The organism is Bradyrhizobium sp. MI1.7, from assembly GCF_055811795.1.
The window spans coordinates 1-13341 of the sequence record NZ_JBVVPO010000043.1 but is presented as its reverse complement, the minus strand read 5'-3'; the positions used below and the strand labels follow the sequence as shown (position 1 = coordinate 13341).

Below are 13341 nucleotides of genomic sequence, written 5' to 3'. Positions count from 1 at the left end.
TCCAATATACGCTGCGAAGCAGCATGTACTGACATACTACATGCAGCGTGACGGGATTGTGAAGCCCGCTGAGCGACTTATTCAGATGCAAGCAATGCGGCGGCGGGGTGGCAAAGCGCTCAAAACCGCCGTGATTTGGGGGGCGAGGACGACGCCGGGGGGAGGCAGGGTCGACCCGACAGCGCATCGCGGCCTCGCCCGCCCAGCTATTCCCGCACCCGCTCCAGCTTCTGCAAGCATCGCGTGGCGCGCACCACGGCCGGCATCTCCTGGTCCGGAAAACTCGTCTTCCAGTCGGTGACGCCGACCTCGCCGACATAGATGTCGCCCTTCGAATCCAGCGCGATGCCGTGCGGAGCCAGGAATTTTCCGCTGGCGACACCCGGCCCTTCCTCGCCGCCGAGCCGCGCGATGCGTTTGCCTTGCGCGTCCACGATCGACAGCCGCGGGCCGAGATTGGGCACCTTGCGGTTGACGGCGAGGCCCGGGCCGAGCTCGCCGATCACGAATGTCGGGCTCTTGCCGCCACCGCAGCAGCACAGCGCGCAGGGCCGGTGAAGGTTGTTCCACTGCGTCTCGTACTTGCCCTCGCCATCGAACACCTGCACGCGGTGGTTCTCGCGGTCGGCGACATAGACAAAACCGTCGGCGTCGGCGGCGATGTTGTGCACGATGTTGAACTGGCCGGGGTCGGTGCCGGGCTCGCCCCAGCTCTTGAGCAGCTTGCCGTCCGGCGTGAACTTGTGCACGCGCGCATTGCCATAGCCGTCGGAGACGTAGATATCGCCCTTCGGCGACAGCGCGGTGTGGGTGCAGCGATGGAACGGCTCGCCGCTCATGAACGGCGACGGCTTCTCGGGGATGCCGATCGTCAGCAGCACCTTGCCGTCGGTGGTGCATTTGCGCACGGTGTGGTCGCCGTCATCGGTGCAATAAAGATGGTCGTCGGCATCGATGTGCAGGCCGTGCGCGCGGGAGAACAGGCCTTCACCCCAGCTCCGGAGGAAATTGCCCTCGCGATCCAGCACCACCATCGGATGGGCTCCGCGGTTGAAGACGTAGACGCGGTCCTTGCTGTCGACGGCGACCGAGGCGACGTCGGTCAGTGTCCAGCCGTCGGGCAGCTTTGCGAAATTTTCGACGACGCGGTAGCGGTGCTCGCCGGTGCCGAGAATGGCTGGCATTTGTTTTTCCTCTTCTTCGTTTCAGCGGCGCGATCGTCTCTACACTGTCATTGCGAGCGCAGCGAAGCAGTCCAGACTGTCTTCGCGGAAAGATCCTGGATTGCTTCGCTGCGCTCGCAATGACGAGGCTTAAGCGGCGCCCGCCTCACGCCCCAAAATCCCTTCCTCGACCGCCTTGATCTGGAGCGCGAGATATTTCGAGTTGATCCGGCATTGCGCGAGGCTGCCGGCGATGAACCAGAGGCCGGACTGCCCGGTGCGGGCATACATGTTGCGCAGCTCGAGGCCGTCGCCAAAGCCCCAGACCGGGCCGACGCGGTCGGCGACGCCGTCGCCGAACAGTTTTCGCACCAGATATTCCTGCGGCTTGTAACCGGTGGAGAGCACGATGAGGTCGGCCGCGATCATCGAGCCGTCCTTCATCCGAGCGCCTTCGGCCGTGAAGCTCTCGATGTCCCCAAACTGCCTGAGCCCGATCGCGCCCTCGACGATCAGGTTGGAGCAGCCGACATTGAAATAATAGCCACCGCCGCGGGTGAGGTATTTGAACTGCCAGCCGGTGCCGGCCTCGCCGAAGTCGAGCTTGAATCCGACGTTGCGCAGGCCGTCGAGCAGCTCCTTGTCGAGCTCCTTCGACTGCTCGGTCAGCATCACATGGGTTTTCTTCGCGAGCGGCGTCGGCATCGAGGTCGCGATCAGGTCGTTGTCCTCGAGGGTGCCTTCGTTGTAGGTCGCATAGGCGAGCTGCGCCGACGGCTCGATATTGGTGACGAGCGTCGGCGAGCGCTGCACCAGAATCACCTCGGCGCCGCTGGAGCAGAGATCCTGCGCGATGTCGTGGCCGCTGTTGCCGGTGCCGATCACGATGGCGCGCTTGCCGGTCCAGTTCTCGCCGTCCTCGTAGCGGCTCGAATGCAGCAGCGTGCCTTTGAAATTGGCGAGGGTCGGAATATCAGGCACGTTCGCGATGCCGCTGACGCCGGTTGCCATCACAACATGGCGCGGCTGCATGGTGCGCTTGCTGCCGTCGGTGCGCCGCAGCGTGACGGTCCAGCAGCCCTTCGCGTCGTCGTAGCTACCGCCCTCGAACTCGGTGCCGGTCCAGAAATCCAGCTCCATCGCGTCGACATAGGCTTCGAACCAGTTGGCGAGCTTGTCCTTCGGGATGTAGGTCGGCCAGCTGGGCGGGAACGGCATGTAGGGCATGTGATTGACCTGCACCTGGTTGTGCAGGGTGAGCGCGTGATAGCGCTTGCGCCAATTGTCGCCGATCCGCGTCTCGCGATCGACGATCAGTGTGTCGATCTTCAATTGCTTCAGCCGTGCTGCAATCGCAAGGCCGGCCTGGCCGCCGCCGACCACCAGCACGGCAGGATCGCGATCGGCGTAGTCGCGGGCTGCGTTACGCAAATCGAGCCAGTTCGGCCCGCGGAAATCGCGTGAATAGGCCTGCCCTCGCGGCCGCGACGTGCCGAGCTGTTCCTCGAACCCTTTGAGCTCGTCGAGCGCGGTGAGCAGTGTCCACGCCTTCAGCCGGTCGCCATCGGCGGTATCGGGCACGAGCCGAACGATGCCGCTGCCGCGACCGATCACGGTCTCGAAATTGAAGATGACCTCGATATTGCTGGTGCCGGCGCGCGTGACCCAGCGCGGCGCCGCGCGGTCGGGCGCGATCGTGAAGTTGGTCGGCGCCGCCTGTGGCGCGAGCGCCCTCAGCGCTTGAGCAATCCGGTCGTGGCCCGCGATCGTCTGCAGGTTCCAGCTCAGCGCCAGCACATCGCGCCAAAAACTGTCGGCGAGGAAGAGATGGTCGAGTGCGGCCGGATCGGGCTTGCCGAGCGTGCGCTCGAACTCATCGAGCCAGGCTTGCGCCGAGACGGAAATATCCTTCGTCTTGTCCAGCATGCGCGACCTCGTGGCCGTCTTCGCGGCGTTTCCTCTGAGGTTGACGCTATACCGGTTCGACGGGCCTCGAAAGCGGTTTACCCGAGCAGCGAGAGCATGTGGCCCTGCTCAGGCGGAATACGCCCTTTCAGCGTATCGAGAAACACCTGCCGCACCGCGTCGGGGCCGCGGCTCTCGACCACGGTCAGGCTTCTCTCCAGTAGCGGCACAAAGCCGGACCATGCCGCGCCAAAGCGCTGCTCGATGCCGCCCGGGCCCCATTCCTTGGCGCGCTTGCGGATCTGGTCGGGCGCGAAGAACCAGCGCGGCTTTGCACCGGGCAGCTCGCCTTCGTCGGGCTCGGTGGCGCGATGCGTCAATCCGACGCGTACGGAGCATTTCATCCGGTCGCCGAAGTGCTGATGCAATCCGGCGCGCAGCGCGCTGTTGCCGGCCATGTCAACGAAGGCGACTGGCGCATCCGATGGCAGCGACGCAATGCGGTCATAGGTGACGACCTCGTCATAGCAACCGAGCGACGAGACAAAGCCGCTGTTGCCGGCGGACGTCAGCCCGATCACCTTGCGGCCGCGCACATGCAGCATATGGGCGAGGCCGAACGCGGTCTTGCTCGAGGCGCTGGAGAGCAGCACGGTGCGTGCGCCGAAGTCGTTGTTCTCGGCCAGAAAGTCGTCGACCAGGAACGACAGCATGAACAGCGGCCGCAGCAGCGCCTGGTAGTCGCCCTTCCGGCCGGCGTAAGCGGGATCGCCGCTGACGCGGGCATAGGCGTTGTAGACCGGCGCCACGCCCTGCCGGTGTGCGGCACCGTCGCGAAGGCCGCGCTTGCTGACGTCCGTCGCCTCGATGACGAGATGCGTCGCCATCGGGAAATAGCCGAACAGGCGCTCGCCCACGGCGATGTTCGGATGACTGGACGCGACCACCTCGCCAAAGCCCCATACCGGAATGTTGCCAAAACCGTTCGGCGCGGGAAAGAGCTGCCAGTATTTCAACTCGTCGCCCATCACCGCATAGGTGATGTTGTTGGCGGTGAAGGCGAAGCGGTCGACCTTCACGAGCAGGGCGTCAGGCGGCAGCGCATCCGCGCCGGGAAGCTCGGTCGTGACCACCTTGCACTGGTCGAGGTCATTTTTCGCAACGACGAAGTCGATCGATGTCATGGCTTTGATCCCGGCTTTGTCCGCGCCGGCATTTCATCGTTCACCCATGATCCTTTTGCAACAGCAACATAGTTTAAAACGCCGTTCGCAGCCGTTCGTTACGCGCCGGCGCGCGCGTGGCCCGCCCAATAGGGCTCCCGCAGCTTGCGCTTGAAGATCTTTCCCGTCGCCTCGCGCGGCAGCGCGTCGCGGAATTCGACGTCCTTCGGCACCTTGAAATTGGCGAGCCGCTCGCGCAGGAACGACTGGACCGCGGCGGACGAGAGCGCTGCGCCCGGCTCCGGCTCGACATAGGCGCAGAGCCGCTCGCCAAATTCGGCGTCGGGAATGCCGAACACCGCGCAATCGCGCACGCCGGGCATTCCGATCAGCGCATTCTCGATCTCGGCGGGATAGATGTTGACGCCGCCGGAGATCACCATGTCGCGCTTGCGGTCGCACAGGAACAGATAGCCGTCCTCGTCGAGATAGCCGACGTCGCCGACGCTGACGAGCCCGTCGCGGCCGGCCTCGGCGCGCGCTTCGGCCTTGCCGTGATAGTCGAAATCCGGCACCGAGGCCTGCCGCATGTAGATTTCGCCGGGTTCGTTGACGTCGCACAGGCTGCCGTCGGCGCGGAAGATCTTGACGACGCCGCCCTCGATGGCGCGGCCGACGGTGCCGGGCTTCTTCAGCGCCTCCGCCGCGGAGTGCCACACCGGAATCCCGGTCTCGGTCGAGCCGAAATATTCGTTGATGACGCCTCCCCACCAATCGATCATCGCCTTCTTCACGTCGGGCGGGCAGGGCGCCGCGCCATGAACGACAAAGCGCAGCGAGGACAAGTCGTAACGCCGCTTCATGTCGTCGGGCAGCCGCAGCAGGCGCACGAACATCGTCGGAACCATGTGCATGTGCGTGACGCGATGGCGCTCAATCAGTTGCAGCAGGTCTTCGGGATCGAAGCGCGGTTCCAGCACGATGGTGCAGCCGCTGCGATAGGCCAGCATGCCGTAGGAGTGCGGAGCGGAATGGTACATCGGGCCGTTCATCAGCACGACCTGATCCTCGTTCGGCTTGACGCCATAGGCGATCGCCCCGACGCGCTCGGACGCCGCGATCTGCTCGGGGCGCATCGGCATGCGCCGCACGCCTTTCGGCATGCCGGTGGTGCCCGACGTGTAGAACATCGGCGCGCTGCGACGAGGCGGCTGGGTGAGTTCCGCCTGGCTGTCGCGCCATTTGTCCCAATCGGTCAATCCGTCCGGCACCTTTGTGAGCGCGGCGGGGATGTCGAACGCGCCGGCAATCTCCGGCGGCGTCGGCACGACCATGAGCGCCAGTTCCTCCGGCAGGCCGTCGCGAATCTGCGGCAGCAGGTCGGCATGGCAGATCAAAATGTTGGCGCCGCTGTCGGCCAGGATATAGCGGACTTCGGCGGCCTTCAGGTGCCAGTTGATCGGCACCACCGGTCGGCCGAGCGCGGCGGAAGCCGCGACGACCTCGAACAGGGCGAAGTCATTGCGCAGCATCATGGCGACCGGCGTGCCCTCGCGCCCGCCGAGCGTGCTGATCCCGCCTGCGGCCCGTCTGATCCGCGCATGGAGGTCTGGATAATCGATCCGGCGCTCGCCGCTGATGATCATGGGATGTTCTCTACCGGTCATCGAGAATGCCGCCGAACGGCACCCAGCTCTTGCCGCTGAAGCGGCGGAGCTGAAGCTGCTGGAACGGCAGATAGTCGTCCGGACCAGTCGACACGCTCATTCCGGGCAACAGCAGCGGCAGCTTCACCTCTTTCAGCGACGCGGCCTGCTTCAAGATGTTGTCGCGGCTGACATCGTCCTTGCAGGCGCTCAGCACCGTCATCAGCAGCGTGGCATAGTGATAGCCCGCGGCGTAGTTGGAGTTCGAGAGATCCGCGGTCGGCATGTATTGCTTCATGAAGGCGAAATAGGACTTCACGCCGGGATCGTCGGCCCATTGCGGGTCCATCGTGTCCTTCTGGTTGCTCGACGAGATCAGCCCGACCGCATTGTCCAGCCCCGCCGGCTCCAGGAACGAGATCGAGGAGGCCGAGGTCGGCACGAAGAACAGCTCCGGCTTCCAGCCGATCTCGGCTACGCCCTTGACCATCTGCGAGGTGAACTTGCCGAGCACGACGCCGAACAGCACGTTGGCGCCTGACGCCTTCAGCGTCGAGAGCTGCGAGCTGATCGTCGGCGCGCTGGTCTCGTAGCTCGCCTCCGCGATGATCATGCTTGCGGCCTTGGGCCCGAGCGCGCGCTTGAAGCCGGCGACATAGTCGCGGCCGAAATCGTCGTTCTGGGACAGGATCGCGATCTTCGCGTCGGGCTTGGACTGCAAGATATACTTGGCATAGACGACGCCCTCGGATTCGTAGGCCGCCATGCCCGGCATCGTCCAGGGATTCTTCTGCGGATCGGCCCATTTGGTGGCGCCCGAGAGCACGAACAGCTGCGGCACCTTCTTGGCGTTGAGGTAACGCTGCACGGCGCTGTTGGTGGCGGTGCCGAGCGAGCCGAACATCATCAGCACCTCGTCCTGCTCCACCAGCTTTCTCGTCTGCTCGACCGTCTTCGGCGGCGAGTAGGCGTCGTCCAGCGTGATGAACTTGACCTTGCGGCCGTTGATGCCGCCCTCCGCGTTGACCTTCTCGAAGAACGCCTCCTGCGTCCGTCCGATCGCGCCGAAGCCGGAGGCAGGGCCACTATAGGGCAGGGTCTGCCCGATCCGGATCTCGTCCGCACCGGCGCTGCCGGCGGCAAGCGTCAGCAACGACAGGCCTGTCAGCGCGGCTGTCAGCTTCATGATGTCCTCCCGTTTGTCTTGTCAGTCCAATTTTCCTGTCGGACCAAGCCGTCAGGCGCTGGCGCGCATCAGGAAATCCTGCCGGGCCTGATCGAATTCGCCCTTCATCCGGTCGACCAGCTCGGCGACCGGAGGCGCATCCAGGATCTGGCCGATGCCCTGGCCCGAGCCCCAGATGTCGCGCCACGCCTTGGATTTCATGTTGCCGCCGGAGCCGAAATTCATCTTCGTCTTGTCGGCAACCGGGAGATTGTCCGGATCGAGCCCGGCGGCGGCGATCGAGGGGCCGAGATAGTTGCCGTGCACGCCGGTGAATAGGTTGGTGTAGACGATGTCGTGCGCGGCGTGCTGCGTCAGCGCGGACTTGTAGGCTTCGTCGGCATTGGCTTCCTTCGTCGCGATGAAGCGCGTGCCCATATAGGCGAGGTCGGCGCCCAGCGTCAGCGCGGAGGCGATGCCAAAACCGTCACTGATCGCGCCCGACAGCAGGATCGCGCCGTCGAACCATTGCTTGACCTCGCGCACCAGCGCGAACGGCGACAGCATGCCGGCATGTCCGCCGGCGCCGGCGCACACCAGGATCAGTCCGTCGACGCCTTGCTCCGCGGCCTTGCGCGCATGCTTGACGTTGATGACGTCGTGGAACACCAGCCCGCCATAGGAGTGCGCGGCCTCGACGATCTCGGCGGGCGGCCGCAGTGAGGTGATGATGATGGGCGCCCTGTGCTTCACACAGGTTTCCATGTCCTTCATCAAGCGGTCGTTGGAGGCATGGCAGATCTGGTTGACGGCGTAGGGCGCGACCTTCTTGCCGGGATTGCGCGATTTGTATTCGCCGAGCTCGTCCTCGATGCGGCTCAGCCATTCGTCGAGCTTTTCCACCGGACGGGCGTTGAGCGCCGGAAACGAGCCGACGACACCGGCCTTGCATTGGGCGATCACCAGCTCCGGCCCGGAGACGATGAAGAGGGGCGAGCCGACGACGGGCAGCTCCAGATTGTTCTTGAGCAGAGCGGGCAGTGCCATCCGATCCTCCTGACAAAGCACTTCGCCAGCCTGCCGGCCGGGGTGAGCGCTTCCATGTCGATTGTCGCGTCGGCGGGGTGTCCGCCGCTGGCGTGTTTGACCCCACTATAGGGTTGGACGGCGGGCGGGGATCGTTCAATATTGAACAAGCGGATATTCAGATTTGTACGGAGCCGACGTGGATTGGGATCTCTGCAAGACCTTCGTTGCGGTCGCCGACACCGGCAGCTTCACTGCGGCGGCAAAGCGTCTGCACGCCAGCCATCCGACCGTCAGCCGCAAGATCGCGGCGCTGGAGGCGCAGCTCGGCACCAAGCTGCTGGCGCGCGCCGCTGACGGCTTCGTGCTCACCGCCGACGGCCGTACGCTGCGTGAGCATGCCGAGGCGATGGCCGCTGCCGCGCTCCGCGCCGAAGCCGCCGTTGGCGCCGGCGGTCGCAAGGCGCGTGGCACGGTCAAGCTGTCGATCGGCGCGACGCTGGCCTCGCACTGGCTGATGCCGCGGCTGCGATCGTTTCTCGGCGCACATGATCACATTCGGCTCGAGATCATCACCCATCCGTTTCCGGCCAGCGTGCGGCGGCGGGAGGCCGACGTCGTGCTGCGACCGGTCGACAGCGGCGAGGAAAATCTGGTCGGCCGCAAGATCGGCCGTCTCGGCACCGGCTTCTATGCCTCGCGCGACTATGCCACGGGCCGGTCCTTGCCGGAGCGGAGCGGCGAGTGGAAGGGGCACAGCGTCATCGGCTTCGCCGACCAGGATTCGAACGCACAGCTGGCGCGCTGGAGCGATGCGATCACCCGGCAAGGCACCATGGTGATGCGTTGCTCGTCGCAGGGCGACATGCTGGCGGCGGTGCGTGCTGGAATCGGAATCTCCGCGCTGTCCTGCTTCGTCGCGGAGAGCTATCCAGACTTGGTGCGCGTCGCGCCGCAAAAACTGGTCAGCGTCGCCGATCTCTGGCTGCTCGCCCATCCCGATCTGGTCGAGTTGTCTGCGGTGCGCGCCGTCGTCGACTTCGTGGCCGAATGCGCCCGTGCCGATCGCGAACGGCTGCGAGGCTAGGGCTGGTTGCTGATGACACCTTCGCGCTTCTTGATCACGCGATAATAGCTCCACCACAGATGCGCGGCTGCTCCGCGCAGGGGACGCCAGGGTTCGGCAAGCGGCGCCATCTGCTTCTCCGTCGGCCGCGCCTGAAGGCCCAGGCCAACTTTGATCCCCTCCTGCACGGCGATGTCGCCGGCCGGCCAGGCATCGCCGTGCCCGAGGCAGAACAGCAGATAGACGTCGGCCGTCCATGGCCCGATGCCGGGCAGCGCGATCAGCGTATGGTGCGCGGCCTCGGCGTCTTCCTCGGCAAGCACATCGAGGTTCAGCCGCTGCGCATTGATCTCGCGCGCGAGATGTTTCAGCGTCTTGATCTTGGCGGCGGACAGGCCGAGCCGTCCCAGCCGGTCGGTGCGGGCGCGGCTCACGGCCTCATGGTCGAACGGATCGAACGCGGCCGACAGCCGCCCCCAGATCGCTGCGGCGCTCGCGGTCGAAAGCTGCTGCCCGCAAACGATGTGGGCGAGCCCCGTAAAACCCGGCTCACGCCGCCGCAAGGCGGGCATGCCGGCGATCTCGAGCACGGGCTTGAGGCGCGGGTCGCGCTTGATCAGCGCGTGGACGGCGTCTTCGAGATCGGACTGGGTTTCGAGGTGGATGGTCATTTGGGTCGGCAAACTCTCTCCGGCGTCATGGCCGGGTTTGACCCGGCCATCCACGTCTCTCTAACCACACGACATGTCTAGCATGGGTGACAGTGTTCGTATCTGTCCACGACTTGACACGATCGCTGTATCGCACCGAAGAACGTGGATGGCCGGGACATAGGCGAGCGGAAGCGACGCCGTCCCTTCGGACGGCTATGCCCGGCCATGACGAGTTTCACCGCATGGCGCCACCCGTTTTCCGTTTTGCCCCCAGTCCGAATGGCCTCTTGCATCTCGGCCACGCCTATTCGGCGCTGCTCAATTTCGACCGCGCGCGCGAGACCGGCGGGCGGCTGTTGCTGCGGATCGAGGACATCGACGCGACGCGCTGCCGGCCGGAATATGAGACGGCGATCTACGACGACCTCGCCTGGCTCGGCATCGCCTGGGAAACGCCGGTGCGGCGGCAGTCGGAGCATCTCGCGGTTTATCGCGCCGCGCTCGAAAAACTCTCTGCACTTGGTCTCGTCTATCCCGCGTTCGAAAGCCGCGCGGAGATCGCCAGGCTCGTGACCGCGCGCGAGGCCGCCGGGCCATGGCCGCGCGATCCCGATGGCGCGCCGCTTTATCCGGGTGACGCCAGATCGCTGTCGGCCGGCGAGCGCGACCGGCTCATTGCATCTGGCGTGCCTTACGCGCTCCGGCTCGACATGGCGGCCGCCTGCCGACGCGTTGCCGGCCTGAGGTGGACTGAGCTGGGCGTGGGCCCCGACGGCGAGCATGGTACCGTCCCCGCGCGGCCCGAGGCCTGGGGCGACGTCATCCTGGCCCGCAAGGAGACGCCGACCAGCTACCATTTGTCCGTCGTCGTCGACGACGCGCTTCAGGGCATCAGCGAGGTCGTGCGGGGGCAGGACCTGTTTCACGCCACCTCGGTTCACCGCCTGCTCCAGGTCCTGCTCGATCTGCCGGAACCCGCCTATCGCCACCACGCCCTGATTCTGGACGAGGCGGGCCGGAAGTTGTCGAAATCGGACCGCTCGACCGGCCTGCGCGAGCTGCGCGCTGACGGCGCCACGCCCGCCGGCATCCGCCGGTTGGTGGGATTAGGTTAAGTTTCTCTGGGGGTTAGCAAAACGCCGCCGTGACTCCAGGGGTTCCGCCGTGCGATGCTTGCTTGAGAGCCTGGGGATCGAAGGGGACCCTTCGAAGGGATTCATGGCGGCGAAAACGCGCTCAGCGCGCACCACGCGAACGTCCAGGCGACCGCCTCGGAAGCGGTCCGGGGCGACCGGCCGGTTGCGCAAGCGCAGCGCCAAGGCCGTGGCGCCGGACGTGGTCCAGGCCGCGCTCGCCGCCTTCGCCCATGAGGTCCGTACCCCCCTGACCGGGATTCTTGCGATCAGCGACCTGCTCGCCACTTCCGATCTCGGCGAGCGCGAGCGGCGCTGGGCCGACACCATCAAGGCCGGTGCCGAGCATCTGGCGAGCCTTGCCACCCTGTTCGTCGATGCCGCCAGGACCGGCAAGGGGGCGGGCAAGGGTGGAAGTGCCTTGCGGCAGGATTTGTTCGATCTGCGCGCGCTCGCCCGCAGCGCCGGCGATTCGCTCGCCGGACGCGCCGCGGCCAAGGGCCTCCAGGCCCAGGTCGATATCTCCGAGAAGCTGCCGGGGCTGGTGGTCGGCGATTCCGTCCGCCTGCGCGCCGCGCTCGAGAACCTGATCGACAATGCCGTCAAATTTACCGAGCAGGGCGGTGTCGCGCTCGCGGTCGCGCCTTGGCGTCCCGCCAAAGGCAAGGCCAGAGACAAGGCGAAGGGCAAGGTCGGCGTCGCCTTCGCGGTGTCCGACAGCGGCATCGGCCTGACCATGGCCGAGATCAAGCGGCTGTTCCGCCCCTTCACCCAGGCAAATGTCACCATCGCCTCGCGCTTCGGCGGCGCCGGCTTGGGCCTTTCCTCGGTCAAGCAACTGGCGCGCGCGATGGGCGGCGACATCACGGTCGCCCCGCGGCGCGGCGGCGGCGCCACCTTCACGTTGACGATGTCGCTCGACGCGACGGAATCGCGCAAGTCCCGCAAGTCGAAGGGCGAAGCCGAGGCGGATGCGATGGCCGCGCTGCGCGTGCTCAGCGTCGAGGACAATCCGTTCGGCCGCGTCGTGCTCAACACCATCCTGACCGAGCTCGGCCACCATGCCGAGTTCATCGGGCGCGGCGAGGATGCGGTGAACCGGCTCGCGCAGGGCGCGTTCGATGCGGTGCTGATGGACATGGTGCTGCCTGGCATCGACGGCGTCGAGGCCATCAGGCGGATCCGGACCATGCCGGCGCCGCTGGCTCAGATACCCATCATCGGCGTGTCCGGCCGTGGCGAGGACGAGGCGGCCTCGCGCGAGGCCGGCGCCGACGCCTTCCTGGTCAAGCCTGTTTCTCCGCGCGCTTTAGCGACTGCGCTGCTTGAAGCGAAACGCCGTGAGGAAGCCGCGACTTGATGATCGCGGCGTTGAGCTCGCCGCCGTAGACGAAGATCGCGGCGATGAAATACAGGAACACCAGCGCGATGATCACCGAGGCGAGCCCCGCATACATCGTCACGTAGTTGTTGGCGAAGCGCGCCAGATATTGGCCGAACACGATGCCCGAGATCAGCGACGCCACGATGGTGAAGACGATGCCGGGCAGGATCTGGAGGAAGGCGCGCCGTCCCGCCGGCAGCCAGGCATGCAGGATGATCAGCGCCACCACCAGCGCACCCACGGTGATGCCGTAGCGCAGCCAGGTGAGGATGCTCTCGTTGGACTCGACGAACAGCGGGATATGGCGCCGCGCCGCCTCGATGAAGAGCGGCCCGAGCACGATCAGGAACGCCATCGCGAGCGCGGTGAAGGCCGCGACCAGCGTGTAGCCGATCGATTCAAGGCGCAGCCAGTACCAGCGCCGCATCTCCACCACCGCATAGGCGCGGTTCAGCGCGACGCGGAGCGCCTCGACGCCGTTGGAGGCGAAATACACCGACAGCGCTGCGCCGATCGTCAGCACGCCGGTGCGGGTCGTGGTCAAAACGTCGTGGACTTCTCCCGAGATCGAATCGGCGACCTGCTTGGGCCAGACCTGAAGCATCAGGCTTGCGGCCTGATCGGCAAGTTCCTTGGAGCCGAAGAAGCCGGCGAGCGAGGTCAGCACGATCAGGAACGGGAACAGTGCCATCAGCGTCGACAGCGCGATATGGCTCGCGATCGCCCAGCCGTCGTCGGCGAGGAAGGTGTAGAAGGCATCTTCCACGACGACGTAGATGGTGCGGATTGCCCTCACGCGCCCACCTACACGACAGATGCCGCTCGCTCGCCCCGTGCGCGGGGAGAGGCGAAAAAGCCGGGCAATTGGCGCAGACCAGAAATCATCGCACTACCATCTGATATTATTGACCTAAAAGCCAGATCGCGAAGCGCCCCCGTCGGGGGGGGGGGGGGGGGGGGGGGGGGCGGGCCCCGGCGGGGGGGGGGGGGGGGGGGGGGGGGGGGGGGGGGGGGGGGCGGGGGCGGCGGCGGGGGGG

At 66.0% G+C, this 13341-nt stretch carries 11 protein-coding genes; 3 read left to right on the top strand and 8 right to left on the bottom strand.

Features of this window, described 5'->3' with window-relative positions; translation table 11 throughout:
* Positions 1–206: 206 nt before the first annotated feature.
* From AC0L3X_RS30865 to AC0L3X_RS30840, 6 genes are all read right to left on the bottom strand, one after another.
* Positions 207–1184, bottom strand: coding sequence for a peptidyl-alpha-hydroxyglycine alpha-amidating lyase family protein (locus AC0L3X_RS30865; protein ID WP_063985804.1), 978 nt, complete (start codon positions 1182–1184; stop codon positions 207–209).
* A 129-nt stretch (positions 1185–1313) separates the two neighbouring features.
* Positions 1314–3089: a flavin-containing monooxygenase gene (locus tag AC0L3X_RS30860; protein WP_063985803.1), complete on the bottom strand. Its 1776-nt coding sequence runs from the start codon at positions 3087–3089 to the stop codon at positions 1314–1316.
* Positions 3090–3166: 77 nt separating this feature from the next.
* On the bottom strand, positions 3167–4252 hold the full coding sequence (locus AC0L3X_RS30855; RefSeq protein WP_231143668.1) for a DUF2855 family protein: 1086 nt from the start codon (positions 4250–4252) through the stop codon (positions 3167–3169).
* A gap of 98 nt (positions 4253–4350) precedes the next feature.
* Positions 4351–5877, bottom strand: coding sequence for an acyl-CoA synthetase (locus AC0L3X_RS30850; RefSeq protein WP_063985801.1), 1527 nt, complete (start codon positions 5875–5877; stop codon positions 4351–4353).
* 10 nt (positions 5878–5887) lie between these two features.
* Positions 5888–7063, bottom strand: a complete 1176-nt coding sequence (locus AC0L3X_RS30845; protein WP_231143667.1) for an ABC transporter substrate-binding protein — start codon at positions 7061–7063, stop codon at positions 5888–5890.
* A 51-nt stretch (positions 7064–7114) separates the two neighbouring features.
* On the bottom strand, positions 7115–8089 hold the full coding sequence (locus AC0L3X_RS30840) for an NAD(P)H-dependent flavin oxidoreductase (RefSeq protein ID WP_063985799.1): 975 nt from the start codon (positions 8087–8089) through the stop codon (positions 7115–7117).
* Between the two features lie 178 nt (positions 8090–8267).
* Here AC0L3X_RS30840 and AC0L3X_RS30835 point away from each other — a divergent pair, with 178 nt between their 5' ends.
* Positions 8268–9155 (top strand): LysR family transcriptional regulator, encoded by an 888-nt coding sequence (locus tag AC0L3X_RS30835; protein WP_063985798.1) that lies wholly within the window; start codon positions 8268–8270, stop codon positions 9153–9155.
* Here AC0L3X_RS30835 and AC0L3X_RS30830 read toward each other — a convergent pair.
* Complete coding sequence (locus tag AC0L3X_RS30830; RefSeq protein WP_063985797.1) at positions 9152–9805, bottom strand: DNA-3-methyladenine glycosylase family protein; 654 nt, start codon at positions 9803–9805, stop codon at positions 9152–9154. The genes AC0L3X_RS30835 and AC0L3X_RS30830 overlap by 4 nt on opposite strands.
* Before the next feature lie 224 nt (positions 9806–10029).
* Between AC0L3X_RS30830 and gluQRS the strand changes: the two genes are divergently transcribed.
* Positions 10030–10902, top strand: a complete 873-nt coding sequence (gene gluQRS, locus AC0L3X_RS30825) for a tRNA glutamyl-Q(34) synthetase GluQRS (RefSeq protein ID WP_063986731.1) — start codon at positions 10030–10032, stop codon at positions 10900–10902.
* Between the two features lie 103 nt (positions 10903–11005).
* The gene (locus tag AC0L3X_RS30820) at positions 11006–12280 is read left to right on the top strand and encodes an ATP-binding protein (RefSeq protein WP_063985796.1); all 1275 of its coding nucleotides are present in this window, start codon (positions 11006–11008) and stop codon (positions 12278–12280) included.
* Here AC0L3X_RS30820 and AC0L3X_RS30815 read toward each other — a convergent pair.
* Positions 12207–13100 (bottom strand): YihY/virulence factor BrkB family protein, encoded by an 894-nt coding sequence (locus tag AC0L3X_RS30815; protein ID WP_063985795.1) that lies wholly within the window; start codon positions 13098–13100, stop codon positions 12207–12209. The genes AC0L3X_RS30820 and AC0L3X_RS30815 overlap by 74 nt on opposite strands.
* Between the last annotated feature and the right edge of the window lie 241 nt (positions 13101–13341).